This is a genomic window from Leucobacter chromiiresistens (genome assembly GCF_001477055.1).
In the GTDB taxonomy this organism is placed as follows: Bacteria; Actinomycetota; Actinomycetes; order Actinomycetales; family Microbacteriaceae; genus Leucobacter; species Leucobacter chromiiresistens_A.
In genome coordinates, this window is record NZ_LDRK01000048.1 from 1 (window position 1) to 15,358 (window position 15,358).

A 15,358-nucleotide genomic window follows, 5' to 3' on the forward strand; every position below is an offset into this window, starting at 1 on the left:
CCTGAGCCGTGCGGGATCGGGGCGCTGCGGCGCGTGCCGATCCCGCACGGCTCAGGATCGCGAGTCGTAGCTCAGCGCACCGCCGAGCACCGTGGCGACGATGTCGAGGTCGGCGACGCGCGGCGCCGTGAGCGGCGAAGCCGAGAACACCGTGAAGTCGGCCAGCTTGCCGCGCTCGAGCGTGCCCTTGTCGGCGATCTGCCCGGTCGCCCGCGCCGCCCACTCGGTGTGCGTGCGCAGCGCCTCCTCGGGGGTGATCGCCTCCGCCTCTCCGAGCACGGTGTCGTTCTCGGTGCGCCGGTCGATGGCGGCCTGCATGCCGCGCCGCAGGTTGTTGTCGGCGACCGGCAGGTCCGAGGACCCGGCGAGCACGATCCCGGCGTCGATCACCGACCGCCCCCGGTACAGCCAGCTCTCGCGGTCTCGGCCCACCCGATCCGCCATCTGGTCGCCGAAGGCGCTGATGAATCCGGCCTGCGGGGTGACGGCGACGCGCAGGCGCCCCGCGCGCTCCACCTGATCGGGCCGCGCGATGCCGAAGTGCTCGATGCGACACGGAACGTCGCGGCGTCCGTAGCGATCCTGCGCCTCCTCGATGAGGTCGAGCGCCAGATCGATGGCGGCGTCGCCGATCGCGTGCAGGGCGAGCGGCCACCCCGCGCGGTACGCGCCGAGCGCCCGCTCGCGGTACACCTCGGGCTCGTCGAGCAGGTAGCCGGTGTTGTGGTCGTGCCCGCAGTAGTCCTCGGTGACCGCGGCGGTGGCGCCGAGCAGCGACCCGTCGAGGAAGACCTTGACGTGCCCGAAGCGCACCGCGTCGTCGCCGAACCCGGCGCGGATGCCGAGGTCGAGCCCGGCGCCCTCGCCCTCGCGGCAGAAGTCGGCGGCGTGCCCGGTGAGGGGCCTGAGCGCGTCGATCGCCGGCATCAGCTGCGCGCGGGCGTGCAGGCGGCCGCGCTCGGCCGCCGCCTGGTACGCCGCGACCTCGATCGGGCTGTGGCCGATCCATCCGCCGCCGACGCCCGCCTCTGTGAAGCTCGTGATGCCCTGCTCGGCGTACCGGCTCGTCGCCGCCTCCAGGGCCTCGACGAGGCGCTCGGTCGCGTACGGCAGCAGCAGCGCCTGCACGAGCCCCTGCGCCGCCTCCTCGAGCAGGCCGGTCGGCGCGCCCTGCGCGTCGCGCACCACCACGCCCCCGGTCGGGTTCTCGAACTCCGCGTCGAGCGCCCCGACGAGCCGCAGGGTGGCGGTGTTCGTGATGGAGGCGTGGCCCGAGGTGTGGCGCAGGTAGAGCGGACGCTCCCCGGTGATCTCGTCGAGACGGGCGATGTCGGGGAAGGCGCCGCCGTGATGCGCCTGGTTGAACCCCGTGCCGTGCACCCACGCCTCGGGATCGCCGAGCGCGTCGAGGCGCTCCACCTCGGCGGCGATCTGCGCGTAGAGCGCGTCGAGGCCGCGCGTCGCGCTGAGGTCGATCGAGGTGAGCCCGAGCCCCCACCAGGCGGTGTGGCAGTGCGCGTCGATCAGGCCGGGCGTGATGCAGGCGTCGCCGAAGTCGTGCGTCTCGGCGGCGGCGAGGCCCGCGATCTCCTCGTCGAAGCCGACGATGCGGCCGTTGATGACGCCGACCGACGTCGCCGTGGGGCGCTCGGGGTGCATGGTGAGGATCTCACGAGCGGTGAGGATCAGGTCGAGTTGCATGGGTGTCTCCTCAGGCTGCGATCTCGCCCGCGGCGGGCGGCATGACGCTCTCGTCGATGAGCAGGTGGATGAGTGCGGGGCCCTCGGCGGCGAGCGCGCGGTCGAGAGCCGCGGCGAACTCCTCGGTGCGCTCCACCCGCTCGCCGTGGCCGCCGAACGAGCGCATCCAGGCGGCGAAGTCGGGGTTCGCCATCCGCGTGCCCGATGGGCGGCCGGGGTAGTGCCGCTCCTGGTGCTGCACGATGGTGCCGTAGATGCCGTTGTCGACCACGATCACGAGCGGTGCCGCCCCGTGGGCGAAGGCCGTGGCGAGCTCCTGCCCGTTCATCATGAAGTCGCCGTCGCCGCACACCGCGACGACGGGGCGCTCCGGGAAGGCGAGGGAGGCGGCCACGGCGGCGGGCACCGCGAGGCCCATGGCGCCGTTGCGGGCTCCGACGAGGCTCGCGGGCGTCCGGTGCTGCACGAAGCGGTGCGCCCAGATGGTCGCGTTGCCCGCCCCGAACGTCAGCACCCCTCGGCCGCCCAGGCGGTCGTCGAGCTCGCCGAACGCGACGCCGAGGTCGACGCCCGGCTGCTCGACGCCCGCGGGAATGCCCGAGACGCCCGCGACGCCGGGTACGGAGGCGTCGGGGCGGTGGGCCGCGAACCGCTGCTGCGCCGCCGCGCGGGCGTCCATCCACTCGTCGCCCCGCCCGCCGCGCGCCGCCGCGCGATCGACGGCGCCGAGCGCCTCGACGAACGCCGACGGAGTCGCGAGCACCTGCTGGTCGATGCGCCCCGCGTGCATCGCGGCCTCCGGGTCCATCGACACGAGCACGGTCTCCGCTGCGAAGCCGAGACGGTAGCCGTCGCTCATCACGTCGGATCGGCCGCACCCGACGAACACGAGGAGGTCTGCCGCGGCGTACCCCTCGGTGACCGCATCGGCGCGGCCGTACCCGAGCCAGCCCGCCCACGCCGGGCCCTCGTGGGGAACCGCGTCGTAGGCGCGCCAATCGGCGAACACCGGGACGCCGGCGTCGGCCGCGAAGTCGAGCAGCGCCCGGCCCGCTCCCGCGTGCCACCCGTCGCCGCCCGCGATGATCGCGGGGCGCTCGGCACGGGCGAGGCGATCCGCGATCGCGGCGATCTCCCCCGCCGAGGGCTGCGGGTCCGGCACCGGGATCGGGGCGCTCGGAGTCGAGTCGGTGAGCTCCACCAGCACATCCTCGGGAAGCCCGACGACCACCGGGCCGGGGCGGCCGGCGGCGGCGACGCGCATCGCCTCCGCCACGAGTTCGCCCGCCCGGTCGGCGTCGTCGATCGTCACGACCCGCTTCGCGGTCGAGCCGAACCAGCCGGTCAGGCTGAACTCCTGGAAGGAGTCGCGCTCCCGATCGGCGACCGGGATCAGGCCGACGAAGAGCACCAGCGGCGTCGCATCCTGCCACGCCGTGTGGATCGCGATCATCGCGTTCGCGGCGCCCGGCCCGCGCGTCACCATCGCGACGCCCGGCAGCCCCGTGAGCCGGCCCTCGGCGAGCGCCATGAACCCCGCCCCGCCCTCCTGACGGCAGACGATCGTGTCGATCGTCGAATCGTGCAGCCCGTCGAGCACGTCGAGGTAGCTCTCGCCGGGAACGGCGTAGACGCGCGGCACGCCGTGCGCCTCGAGGGTGCGGACGATGAGGTGGCCGGCCGACTGTGACATGTGGTGCGATCCTTCCGGAGAACGAGGGGGCGGGAACGAGAGAGGCCGGTGCGGGCCCTCGACACGAGGGTCCGCACCGGCCCCGTCGATCAGTGCTTGAAGCCGGGCAGCTTCACGCTGAGTCGCGGCGCCACGGCGCCCGCGAATGCCGAGAAGAGGCTCAGGAAGATGAGCATCGCGGCGGCGGGCCACCAGTGATCGGCCGCGGCGGCGACGAAGCCGGTCGCGAGCAGCGGGATGAAGCCCGAGAGCATGCCGGCGGTGTTCTGCGCCAGCCCCACGCCGGTGTAGCGCGTCTTCGCGGGGAAGAGCCCGGTGAGCACCGTGCCGGATGCGGCGTAGGGCAGGGAGAGCGCGGCGACGGCGAGCGTCATCGCGAGCACCACGAGCACCGGGTTGCCCGACGAGAGCATGAGGAACGCGGGGATCGTCACGACCGCCGAGGCCACGCCGCCCCACAGGATCACCCGGCTCGCGCCGTACTTCGATCCGAGCACGCCGCCCCACAGCAGCACGAAGATCTCGACGAACGCAGCCACCATGCTGCCGAGCAGCATCAGCGACGACTCGTAGCCGAGCACGTTCACGCCGTAGTACACGCAGAACGCGGTCACGAGGTAGAAGCCGCCGACGCCGAGCAGGGCCGCCGCCATGCCCACGATGATCTGCTTCCAGCTGTGCTTGAAGGTGCTGGCGACGGGGGTCTTGTCGACCTCGCCCGACTCCTCCAGCTGACGGAAGACCGGCGACTCCTCGAGCTTCGAGCGGATGTACACGGCCACGAGCAGCAGCGGGAACGCGATGAGGAACGGGATGCGCCAGCCCCACGAGTCGAAGCTCTGCTGCGACAGGATGAGCGTCATCACGAAGAATCCGCCGGAGGAGAAGATGGTGCCGATGGGCGAGCCGATCTGCGGAATCGCCGCGTACCGGGCGCGGAGGTGCAGCGGGGCGTTCTCGACCACGATGGTCATCGCGCCCGACCACTCGCCGCCCACGAAGAGGCCCTGGAGCACGCGCAGCAGCACGAGCAGCACCGGCGCGGCGATGCCGATGGCCGCGTACGTGGGGAGCAGACCGATGAGGCCGGTCACGACGCCGATGCCGACGATCGTGATCATCAGCACCTTGCGGCGCCCGATGCTGTCGCCCATGCGGCCGAAGATGATGCCGCCGATCGGGCGCGCCGCGAGGCCGACGCCGAAGGTGGCGAACGAGGCGAGCGCCGCCGCCGTCGCGTTCTCGCTCGTGAAGTACTGGACGTTGAAGACCAGAGCCGCGGCAGCGCTGAACAGGAAGAAGTCGTACCACTCGAGAGCGGTGCCGATGAGGGCGCCGATCGCGACCTTGTTCGCGTCCTTGACGCTCAGTTCTTGCGTGGCACCGTATTCGATCGATGCCGTGTGGGTTGTCTCGCTCATGCGTTCTCTCCGTCGAGGATGCGGGATCCGGGCGTGCGGCTCGCGCACGATTGCACGAGCGTCGGTAGTCGATTTTTGCAGGGAATCCGCACATCGGGAGTGCCATATCGCCCCCGAACGCGCGGAGATTTCAGTGCATGTGCACATACACTGGGGGCATGGACGCCCGCTCCGCCGCCGCGCTCAGCGACACCCCCACCCCCGATGACCGCGGCCGGTGGCTGGAGCTGCTCGCACAGCTCGACCCCGAGGCGCTCACCGACCGCTTCCTCTCCCAGGTCGGCGCGGTGCCCGGCTACGACCCGGCTCCGATCCCCGTCTCCGAGCTGCGCCGCACGGGAACGCTCTCGTTCATCTCCCTGATCGAGGGGCTGCGGGCGGGCGGATTCGCCGCCCCCGTGCCCGTCGCCACCGACGTCGGCGTCTCGCGGGCGCGCGCCGGAATCCCGCTCACCTCGCTCATGACCGCCATCCGCCACGACTTCACCGTGCTGTGGGAGGCGCTCACCCGGGCGGCGTCGGCCGCCGACGCCGAACTCATCGTGCGGCACACGAACATCGTGCTGCGCACCGTCGACGACTACGTGCACCAGACGGAGGCCGCCTACCTCGACGAGCTGCAGCGCATGAACGAGGAGCAGGCGTCGGTGCGGCAGGGGCTCATCGCGGCCCTCTTCCAAGACGCGCAGCCCGGCCCCGAGCGCCTCCAGACGATCGCCGCAGACCTCGGGCTCGCCGAGACCGCCCCGCTGCACGTCGTCGCCGCCGTGGGCGACGACATCGCGGCGCTGCGCGTGCACATCTCCGAACTGGAGCGCACGGGCGGGCGCGTCTACACCCACCACCTCGGCGAGACCCTCATCGCCTTCATGCGGCAGACGCCGCTCCCCGGAACGCGGCTCGCGGAGGTCGCGGCGCGCGCGCTCGACCTGCGCGTCGGCGTGGCGCGCGCGCTCGCCGGAGTCGCCGACCTGCGCCAGGCCGCCGCCACCGCGCGGGCGCTGGCGCTGGCGTTCACCGCCGACGAGACCGGCGCGATGACGTGGAGCCGCGGCTGGGCGCGACTCGCGGCCCGCAGCCTGCTCGACGCCGGCAACCCGATCCTCGCCGACGTGCACGACGCGCTCGCGCGCTGCACCCCCGCCGAGCGCGTGCGGCTCGAGGAGGCGGTGCGCCGCTACCTCGACACCGGCAGCATCGGCGCCGCCGCCGAGGCGCTCTACTGCCACCGCAACACCCTCGCGAACCGGCTGCGCCGCTTCGCCGACCTCACGGGCGTCGACCCGCTCGTGCCCGCGGACGCGGCCCGGCTCGTCGTCGGCTGGGCCTGACCGGACGGACCGGCACCGGGTGTCGGGCTGTGGTGACCGGCGTCGGGAGACGCCGGATCAGGCGAGGCGATCCGCGACGATGCGCTGCAGCGCCGCGAGCGAGAGCGTCACCGATTCCACGTCGATGCGCTCGTCGTTGCCGTGCACGCCCTCGCGATACCGCTCGTAGCTCCAGTCCGGGCCGAGCAGCCCGAAGCCGTACGCCGGGATGCCGAGCTCGCGCAGCACGCGCGCATCCGATCCGCCGGCCGCCATGATCGGCACGACCGGGGCGTCGGCGACCGCGGCGACCGCGCGCTCGATCGCCGCGAAGAGCGGGGTGTCGGAGGGCGAGGTCGTGGCCGCCCAGCCCCGCAGGTGCTCGATCTCGATGTCATCGGCGAGCGGCCCCAGCACGACGCGCAGCAGGTGGTCGACCTCCGCGTCCGTGGTGCCGGGGAGGGTGCGGATATCCAGGTCGATCGTGCCCATCGCGGGGATCACGTTGTGCGTCATGCCGGCGCGCAGCACCGTCGGCGACATCGTGATGCGCGACACCGCATGCGCGTACCCGGCGATGCCGCCGAGGTGCGGCAGCGCGGCGTCGAGTCGCACCGGGTCGCGCAGCCGCTCGGCGAGCGCCGGATCCTGAATGCGCGCGCTGACGAACGCGTTCCAGAGCGGCCCCAGCTGGGCGGCGGGCATCACCTCGCCGAGGCGCTGCAGCACCTCGCCCACGCGGTACGACGCGCTCTTCGCCCCGTACGGGATCGACGCGTGGCCGGGCTTGCCGTGGATCACGAGGCGGCGCCCGGCGGATCCCTTCTCGGCCACCTCGATGGCCACGTGGCGGCCCATGCGCATGCCGCCCGACTCCGAGAGCGCCTCGGTCACCCGCACGACCTCGGGGTGCTGGCGCACCAGCCAGTGGATGCCGTACTCGCCGCCGCCCTCCTCGTCGGCGACCGCGATCAGTACGAGGTCGCCGCGGGGCGGCTCGGGCGCGAGCGCGGCGTCGCGCAGCACGCAGGCGAACGCGGCGGTGAGGTACAGCATGTCGACGGCGCCGCGCCCCCAGATCTCGCCGTCGATGAGGTCGCCGCCGAAGGGGTTGCGGGTCCAGCCGTCGGGGTCCACCGGAACGACGTCGAGGTGGCCGAGCAGCCCGAGCGACGGGGCGTCGGGGTCGGTGCCGGTGCCGGTGCCGGTGCCGGTGCCACGGAGGCGCGCGACGAGCGACGCGCGGCCGGGAGCGGATTCGAGCACGTGCGTCTCCACGCGGCCGGTGGCCACGGCGTCGGCGAGGAAGCGCTGCAGCACACGCACGCTGCGGATCTCCTGCCCCGACCCCACGCTGCCGTCGTTGACGCACGCCTCGCGGATCAGCGCGCGCAGCAGCGCGATCGTGTCTGCGGCCGATCCGGTCGCCGGCGCCTGGGTGCGCGGCAGCGGTGCGGTCGGGGTCGCCGTCGGGGCCGCCACCGGGGTGTCTGCTCCCGGGGTCGCAGCCGCCGGTCGAGCAGCCGGGGTCGGAGCCGTCGATTCCTCGCCGCATTCAGACACCGGCTGCCACCTCCTCTTCTCGGGCCGCGCCCGCGTCACCCGTCCAGCCTACTCGGGTGCACCGGCGGGCGTGGCGCGGCGAGACGGGCGGTGCGCCGGCGCCGCTCAGGCCGACACGGCGCGCTCGACGGAGTCGAGGATCGCCGAGACCCCTGCCCGGAACACCGTCATGCCGTCGACGGCGAGCAGTGCGTCGCGGTGCGCGTCGACGAGGGGGTAGTCCGAGAGGGCGATGGGCCCGAACGTGCTGATCCAGGGGATCGAGCCGTCTCGGGCGAGGGGCCCGCGCTGGAACGTCTCGTTCGCCATCGCCGAGGAGTGGGCGAGCATGAAGCCCGAGATCGCCGCGTAGAAGCGGATGAGGTCGTCGCCGGAGAGCCCCGCCTCGACGAGCATCTCGAGGAGGAACTCGACGGCGGACGCGTCGCCGGGGCCCGCCGGGTCGGTGACGGCTCCCTCCTTGCCGATCGCGGGGTACTCGAGGCTGAGCTCGGCGGTGCGCGTCACGACGGCCTCGACCCGCTCGCGCCACGTGCCGCTCGCCGCGCGACCGGCGTCGGCCGCCCAGCCACTGAGGCGGTCGAGGGAGGCGCGCACCAGCTCGTCCTTGTTGCGGAAGTGCCGGTACATCGCCGACGCGTCGACGCCGAGGTGCTCGCCGAGGCGCTTGAAGGTGACGCGGGAGGTGGGTTCGGTGCGCGCGAGCTCGAGCACCCCGTCGATGATCGTGCGCTGATCCAGTCGCACGCGTCTCACCCCGGCACCACTCGCCACCCTCGGCCTCCGTCGTCAGCTGCGTTTCTCCCGCGTTTCGCGGTGGTCTCAGTGTAGCCAGCGCGGATCACGAATAGTCAACGTCCATGTCATCGACGTTGACTCGGCGGCGGATCTCGCCTACCGTGAACTCCTACGCATCGAAGAAGATACGCCGAAGGAGGCTGCGGTGACGCACACCCCGACCGCTGACACCGTGTTCGAGCACGGCTGGATCTACACCGGAGCCGAGAGCTCGCCCGTCTTCGGCGGCATCGCCGTCGCAGACGGGCGCATCCTCTCCACCGACGCCGAGGAGGTCGCCCGCCTCGCCCAGACGGCGACCACGCGCGTCGATCTCGCGGGCCGGCTGCTGGTCGCCGGCTTCCAAGACGCGCACGCGCACCCGGTGATGGCCGGCATCGAACTGCTGAGCTGCGACCTGTCGGGCTGCGACACCGCCGAGGAGACGCTCGCAGCGGTCGCGGCCTACGCCTCGGCGCACCCCGACCTCGCCTGGATCCAGGGCGCCGGCTGGTCGATGGACGCATTCCCCGGCGGCACGCCCACGCGGCAGATGCTCGACGAGATCGTGCCCGACCGGCCGGTGCTGCTCGAGAACCGCGACCACCACGGAGCGTGGGCCAACACCCGCGCGTTCGCGCTGGCCGGCATCACCGCGGACACGCCCGACCCGGCCGACGGCCGCTTCGAGCGCGAGGCCGACGGCACCCCGGCCGGCACGGCGCACGAGGGCGCCATGAGCCTCTTCGGCGACGTGCGGCCGCGCCCCACGCTCGACCAGGCGTACGCCGGCCTGCTCGCCGCCCAGCAGCACCTCATCTCCTACGGCATCACGGCCTGGCAGGATGCGGCCGTCGGCGAGTTCATGGGAAGCCCCGACACGGTGCCCGTGTACCTACGCGCCGCTCGCGACGGCGCCCTCAAGGTGCGGGTGCGGGGGGCGCAGTGGTGGAACCGCGAGGACGGCGATGCGCAGCTCGGCCCGATCCTCGCCCGCCGCGACGAGGTGGCGCGCCAGTGCGACCCCGACCGGCTCTCGCTGGCGTCGGTGAAGGTGATGGTCGACGGGGTCGCCGAGAACTTCACGGCGGCCATGCACGAGTGCTACCGCGACCACCACGGCGACGCGACCGACAACCGCGGCATCTCGTTCTTCGATCCGCGAGACATGGCGCGCTTCGTCGCCGCGCTCGACGCCGCGGGCATGCAGGTGCACTTCCACGCGCTCGGCGACCGCGCGGTGACCGATGCCCTCGACGCCGTCGAGTACGCGCGGGAGCGGAACGGCGCGAGCGGCAACCGCCACCACCTCGCGCATCTGCAGGTGGTGCGCTCGGAGGACGTGGCGCGGTTCGCGCCGCTCGAGGCGACCGCGAACATCCAGGCGCTGTGGGCCTGCCACGAGGATCAGCTCGACACCCTCACCCTCCCCTTCCTCGCCGACGACGCCGAGGACCACCACTACCCCTTCGGCGAGCTCGTCGCGTCGGGCGCCCGGCTCGCCGCCGGCAGCGACTGGTCGGTGTCGAGCCCCGATCCGGTGCAGGCGATCCACATCGCCGTGAACCGCCGCTCCCCGCACAGCGACCTGCCGCCCCTCGGCCCCGAGTCGCAGAGGCTCACCCTGGCGCAGGCGCTCGACGCGTACACCCAGGGCACGGCCCGGGTGAACCACCTCGACCACGCGACCGGCCGCATCGAGCCGGGGTACTACGCCGACCTCGCCATCCTCGACCGCAACCTCTTCGAGCTCGCTCCCGAGGATCTGCACACCGCCCGCGTCGACGAGACGTGGATCGGCGGCGAGCGCGTCTACGCGCGGGCGGAGGACGCGGCGTGACCGGGCGCCGCATGCGCCGCGCCGCCACGGCGGGCACCGCGATCCTGCTCGCCGCGGGTCTCGTCGGGTGCGGGCAGAGCGCCGTCGGGAAGGACGCGGGCACCTTCGAGCTCGAGGCGACCACCCCGGCGCCGGTGGGCGACATCGACTCGTTCACGTGGGCGCTCGGCACCGAGCCCTACTCCCTCGACCCGGCCTACGCGTTCGACTACAACGACAACACGGTGCTCTCGAACGTCTGCGACTCGCTGCTGCGCTGGAACTCGGACCTGTCGGTCTCGCCGGGGCTCGCGACCGCGTTCGACCACCCCGACCCGCTCACCTGGGTGTACACGATCCGCGAGGGCGTCTCCTTCCACGACGGCACCGAGATGACGCCGAACGACGTCGTCGTATCGCTGCAGCGGCATCTCGACCCCGAGGTGGCCTCGTTCTGGTACGACACGTTCAAGAACGTCGACACGATCGAGCAGACCGGCGAGCACGAGGTCACCGTGCGCACCGTCGTGCCCGACTCGCAGTTCAACCAGCTCATGTCGGCCGCCCCCGGCGTGATCCAGTCGGCCGCCAGCACGGAGGCGGCGGGCGCCGACTACGGCAACCAGTCGACGGGGGTGAACTGCACCGGGCCGTTCTCGTTCGGCGAATGGCGCTCCGGCGAGTCGATCACCCTGAACCGCTTCGACGACTACTGGGATCCCGAGCTGCGCGCGAAGGCCGAGCAGCTGACCTTCGTGATCCTCACCGACGCCAACGCGCGCGTGAACGCGCTGCAGACCGGCGAGATCGACGGAGCCTGGACGATTCCGAGCAACGCCATCGACGTGCTCCGGGCCAGCGATACCGGCAGCGTGCACTTCGGCCTCAACGCGACCGTGCAGAGCCTCATCGTCGCAGACATGGACGGGCCGCTCGGCGACGTGCGCGTGCGCCAGGCGCTGACGATGGCGCTCGACCGCGAGGCGCTCGTGCGCGCGGCCGTGCAGGGATACGCGACGCCCACCGACGCCCTCACGCCCGAGTCGGTGTGGATCAACGGCGACCCCGAGGCGACCGAGGCCGCATTCGAGGATCTGCCGAACCACGACTACGACCTCGACGAGGCGCGGCGGCTCGTGCGGGAGGCGGGCGCGGAGGGCGCGAAGATCACGTACGCCACCGCGTCGCTCGACGCCTCGTTCGACGTGATCTCGCAGGCGGTCGCCTCGGCGGGCGCCGAGATCGGGCTCGACATCGAGATCGACACGCGCACGCCGAACGCCTACACGCTCCTCTTCTCCGACCCGACGGCGCTCGAGGGCGTCGATCTGCTGACGACGCGCTGGTACCTCTCGAGCACCGACCCGCTCGAGATGTACGCGGTGCTGCGCACCGGCGAGTTCTCGAACTACGGCCAGTGGTCGAACCCGGAGTTCGACGCGATCGTGAACGAGGCGCTGCAGACCGACGACCCGTACGCGCGATCGCACCTCGCGGCCGAGGCGCAGCGGCTCACGAGCGAGGAGCTCCCCTGGATTCCGCTGTTCGACGTGCCGACCACGTTGTGGCTCGGCGAGCGGATCACGGGCGTCGACCCGTCGATCTACTACATGTACTACCCCTGGGCAGCGACGATCGGGAGGGCCGAGTGATGCGCGCACCGTCAGGAGCGAACGAGACGCGGGCCGTGCGCCTGCGCGAGGACGGACCGGAGGCGCGCCGCACCCGCGGGGGCCGCGGCGGGGCGACGGCGCGTTTCGTGCTCGGCCGCGTGGTCGGCCTCGTGGCGACCCTGTTCGCCGCCTCCCTCGTCGTGTTCTTCTCACGCTTCGTCGTGCCCGGCGACCCCGCCCGGTTCCTGCTGCGCGGCCGCAGCCCGAGCCCCGAGGCGATCGCCGAGGTCACGAAGCAGTACGGCCTCGACAAGTCGCCTATCGAGCAGTACCTCTCGTGGATCGGCGGCGTGGTGCGCGGCGACTTCGGCCGTTCGCTGCAGTACCGCGACGACGTGTCGAACGTGCTGCTCGCCCGCCTGCCGGTCACCCTCGAGCTGGTGGCGCTCGCCGCCGTCATCATCGTGCTCCTCGGGCTCGCGGCCGGCATCTTCGCCAGCCTGCGGCGCGGCAGGGCGGCGGATCGCGTGATCCTGATGACGTCGACGGCGCTCGGGGCGGTGCCGGCCTTCGTCATCGCGATCCTGCTCATCGCCGTATTCGCCGTGCAGCTCGGGTGGTTCCCGTCGTTCGGCAGCGGCGACGAGGGGTGGGATCGCTTCGTGCACCTCATCCTCCCCGCATTCGCGCTGGGCCTCGCGTTCGTCGCGCTGATCGCCCGCGTCACCCGCTCGTCGATGAACGAGCAGTTCGTGCGCGAGCACGTCGAGGTGGCGACGAGCCGCGGGCTCACCCGCTCGTCGGTGGTGCTGCGGCACGTGCTGCGCAACGCGATCGGGCCGATCCTGCTCGTCAGCGGCGTGCTCGTCGCCGGCCTGCTCGTGTCGAGCGCGATCGTCGAGCAGACGTTCGGCCTCGCCGGCATGGGCTCGCTGCTCGTGCAGTCGGTCGACCGCCTCGACTTCCCGGTGGTGCAGGCGATCGTGCTCGTCGTGGTCGTCGCCTTCGTCACCATCAACACCATCGTCGATCTCATCCAGCCCCTGATCGACCCCCGCATCGCCGCAGGATCGGAGACCCGATGAGCACCTCTGCCTCTCAGGCCGCGCCCCGGCCGTCCGCATCCGGCGCGTCCGGCGGGTCAGGCGCTTCCGCGCCGGCCCCCGGCGGGCCGCCGAACGCCACCCGAGCCCTCGCCGTGCCGAAATCGCTGCGGCGCCGGCGCTTCTCCGTGCAGGCGACGGTATCGCTCGTCTTCGTGGCGGTCGTGGTGCTCGCGGCCGCGCTCGCCACGCTGATCGCCCCGTACGACCCCGATCACGTCGACCTGCAGAACGTGCTCTCGGGCCCGAGCTGGGCGCACTGGCTCGGCACCGACGCACTCGGCCGCGACCTGCTCACCCGCCTCATGTACGGGGCGCGCACCTCGCTCATCGGCCCCCTCATCGTCGTCATCGGCTCGACCGTGCTGGGCCTCCTGCTCGGTCTCGTCGCGGCGTGGCGGGGCGGCTGGATCGACGCCGTGCTGTCGCGCGTCTTCGACTTCCTGTTCTCGTTCCCGGCGATGCTGCTCGCGATCCTCGCGGTCGCGCTCTTCGGCAAGGGCCTGTTCGCCCCCGTGCTCGCGATGACGATCGCCTACATCCCCTACGTCGCGCGGCTCACGCGCGGTCTCGTCGTCGCCGAGCGCACGCGGCCCTACGTGCAGGCGTACCGCGTGCTCGGCTTCCGGGGATCGTGGATCGCGGTGCGCCGCGTGCTCCCCAACGTGGTGCCGACGGTCGGCGCCCAGTCGACGCTGAACTTCGGCTACGTGCTCGCAGACCTCGCCGCGCTGTCGTTCATCGGCCTGGGCGTGCAGGCGCCGACCGCCGATTGGGGCTCCATGATCAACGAGAGCCGCGGGGCGCTCATGAGCGGGGCGCTGCTGCCCACGTTCGTGCCGGCCGCCGTCGTCGTGCTCGTGGTGGTCGCCATCAACATCATCGGCGAAGAACTGTCCGACCGCATCGGAGGCAACTTCTCATGACCCAGCTCCTCGACATCGCAGACCTCTCGCTCAGGGTTCCGGGCCGCGGCCCGCTGCTGAACGGGGTGTCCCTGTCGGTCTCGGCCGGCGAATCGGTGGCGCTCGTCGGCGAATCCGGATCGGGCAAGTCGCTCACCACCCGGGCCGCCCTCGGCCTCTTCCCCGACCACGCCTCGCTCGACGGATCGGTGCGGGTCGGAGACATCGACACCGTCACCGCGACGGAGGCGCAGCTGCGCACCATCCGCCGCACCCGAGCGTCGATGATCTTCCAGGATCCGCGAGCCGGCATCAACCCCGTGCGCACCCTCGGCGACTTCCTCACCGAGACGCTCGTGCGCTGGCACGGGCTCAGCCGCGCCGACGCCGCCGCCCGCGCCGTCGCGCAGCTCGAGCAGGTCGGGCTGCCCCGCGCCGCGGCGCTCCTCGACCAGTACCCGCACCAGCTCTCGGGGGGCATGCTGCAGCGCGTCATGATCGCCGCGGCACTGCTCGACTCCCCCGATCTGCTGCTCTGCGACGAACCGACCACCGCCCTCGACGTCACCACGCAGGCGGGCATCGTCGAGCTGCTGCGCGAGCAGCAGGCGGCCCGCGGCATGGGCATGCTGTTCATCACGCACGATCTCGGGCTGGCCGCCTCGCTGTGCGAGCGCGTCGTCGTGCTGCGGGGCGGGCGCGTGGTCGAGAAGGGGGCGACCGAGGCCGTGTTCCGCGCCCCGCAGGAGGCGTACACGCAGGAGCTGCTGGCCGCGACGCCGCGCATCGAGGTGCGGGAGGCGGGTGCTGGTGCCGGCGCTCTCGGAGATCCGGATCCCGCCGTCGGCGCGTCCGGTGCCGGCGGTGCCGACGCGTCCGCCGCCGAGGCCCCGCTCATCGCGGCGTCCGGGCTCACCAAGCGCTACCGGGTGCCGGGCCGCGACGACGTGACGGCGCTCTCGGGTGTCGGCTTCGCGCTCGCACGCGGCGGATCGCTCGGCATCGTCGGCGAATCCGGGTCGGGCAAGTCGACGCTCGCCCGCATCCTCGTCGGGCTCGAGCAGGCCGATGCCGGCGAGCTGTCGTTCGGCGGCGTCGCGCGCCCCGATCGGGCCATGTCGGGCGCCGAGCGCCGCGAGCTGGCGTCGACCACGCAGATGGTGTTCCAGGATCCGTACCTGTCGCTCGATCCGCGCATTCCGATCGGGCGCGCCGTCGCCGACGTGGTGCGTCTGCATCGCGGCAGCGCACGGCGCGAGGCCGAGACGGTGGCCGCGTCGCTGCTCGAACGCGTCGGCCTCCGCCCCGACCAGCTCGCGGCGCGGCCGAAGGCGCTCTCGGGCGGCCAGCGGCAGCGCGTCGCGCTCGCGAAGGCGCTCGCCGCACAGCCGAAGCTGCTCGTACTCGACGAGGCGACGAGCGCGCTCGACGTCTCGGTGCAGGCGCAGGTGCT

General features: G+C 72.7%; 11 protein-coding genes. 6 read left to right on the plus strand and 5 right to left on the minus strand.

The window, feature by feature from the left end:
- Positions 1–51: 51 nt before the first annotated feature.
- The 3 genes from NS354_RS08410 to NS354_RS08420 all read right to left on the minus strand — a co-directional run bounded on the left by NS354_RS08410 (position 52) and on the right by NS354_RS08420 (position 4,815).
- On the minus strand, positions 52–1,701 hold the full coding sequence (locus NS354_RS08410) for an amidohydrolase (RefSeq protein WP_058594085.1): 1,650 nt from the start codon (positions 1,699–1,701) through the stop codon (positions 52–54).
- 10 nt (positions 1,702–1,711) lie between these two features.
- Entirely contained in the window at positions 1,712–3,394 is a 1,683-nt protein-coding gene (locus NS354_RS08415; protein WP_058594086.1) for a thiamine pyrophosphate-dependent enzyme, read from the minus strand.
- An 89-nt stretch (positions 3,395–3,483) separates the two neighbouring features.
- Positions 3,484–4,815 (minus strand): MFS transporter, encoded by a 1,332-nt coding sequence (locus NS354_RS08420; protein WP_058594087.1) that lies wholly within the window; start codon positions 4,813–4,815, stop codon positions 3,484–3,486.
- Positions 4,816–4,973: 158 nt separating this feature from the next.
- On the opposite strand from NS354_RS08420, the gene NS354_RS08425 reads away from it, so the two are divergent.
- Positions 4,974–6,146, plus strand: coding sequence for a helix-turn-helix domain-containing protein (locus NS354_RS08425; RefSeq protein WP_058594088.1), 1,173 nt, complete (start codon positions 4,974–4,976; stop codon positions 6,144–6,146).
- A 57-nt stretch (positions 6,147–6,203) separates the two neighbouring features.
- Here NS354_RS08425 and NS354_RS08430 read toward each other — a convergent pair whose 3' ends face one another.
- Positions 6,204–7,688 carry a M20/M25/M40 family metallo-hydrolase gene (locus tag NS354_RS08430; protein WP_082677983.1) on the minus strand — a complete coding sequence of 495 codons (1,485 nt, stop codon included), beginning with the start codon at positions 7,686–7,688 and terminating at the stop codon, positions 6,204–6,206.
- Between the two features lie 105 nt (positions 7,689–7,793).
- A complete protein-coding gene (locus tag NS354_RS08435) occupies positions 7,794–8,435 on the minus strand; it encodes a TetR/AcrR family transcriptional regulator (protein ID WP_058594089.1) in 642 nt (213 codons plus the stop codon).
- A gap of 196 nt (positions 8,436–8,631) precedes the next feature.
- Between NS354_RS08435 and NS354_RS08440 the strand changes: the two genes are divergently transcribed.
- The 5 genes from NS354_RS08440 to NS354_RS08460 all read left to right on the plus strand — a co-directional run.
- Complete coding sequence (locus NS354_RS08440; protein ID WP_058594090.1) at positions 8,632–10,305, plus strand: amidohydrolase; 1,674 nt, start codon at positions 8,632–8,634, stop codon at positions 10,303–10,305.
- Positions 10,302–11,936, plus strand: coding sequence for an ABC transporter substrate-binding protein (locus tag NS354_RS08445; protein ID WP_058594091.1), 1,635 nt, complete (start codon positions 10,302–10,304; stop codon positions 11,934–11,936). Before NS354_RS08440 ends, NS354_RS08445 begins: the two co-directional genes overlap by 4 nt.
- Positions 11,936–12,982: an ABC transporter permease gene (locus NS354_RS08450; protein ID WP_058594092.1), complete on the plus strand. Its 1,047-nt coding sequence runs from the start codon at positions 11,936–11,938 to the stop codon at positions 12,980–12,982. The genes NS354_RS08445 and NS354_RS08450 overlap by 1 nt, the downstream gene beginning before the upstream one ends.
- 146 nt (positions 12,983–13,128) lie before the next feature.
- A complete protein-coding gene (locus tag NS354_RS08455) occupies positions 13,129–13,926 on the plus strand; it encodes an ABC transporter permease subunit (protein WP_082677984.1) in 798 nt (265 codons plus the stop codon).
- The coding region (locus NS354_RS08460; protein WP_058594094.1) for an ATP-binding cassette domain-containing protein at positions 13,923–15,358 on the plus strand (1,436 nt) is incomplete at its 3' end. The genes NS354_RS08455 and NS354_RS08460, both read left to right, overlap by 4 nt.

What these genes read in the sequence shown, in the direction of transcription:
- NS354_RS08450 (WP_058594092.1), top strand. Translation starts at nt 11,936, where the DNA reads ATGCGCGCACCGTCAGGAGCGAACGAGACGCGGGCCGTGCGCCTGCGC.
- NS354_RS08425 (WP_058594088.1), top strand. Translation starts at nt 4,974, where the DNA reads ATGGACGCCCGCTCCGCCGCCGCGCTCAGCGACACCCCCACCCCCGAT.
- NS354_RS08420 (WP_058594087.1), bottom strand. Translation starts at nt 4,815, where the DNA reads ATGAGCGAGACAACCCACACGGCATCGATCGAATACGGTGCCACGCAA.
- NS354_RS08410 (WP_058594085.1), bottom strand. Translation starts at nt 1,701, where the DNA reads ATGCAACTCGACCTGATCCTCACCGCTCGTGAGATCCTCACCATGCAC.
- NS354_RS08415 (WP_058594086.1), bottom strand. Translation starts at nt 3,394, where the DNA reads ATGTCACAGTCGGCCGGCCACCTCATCGTCCGCACCCTCGAGGCGCAC.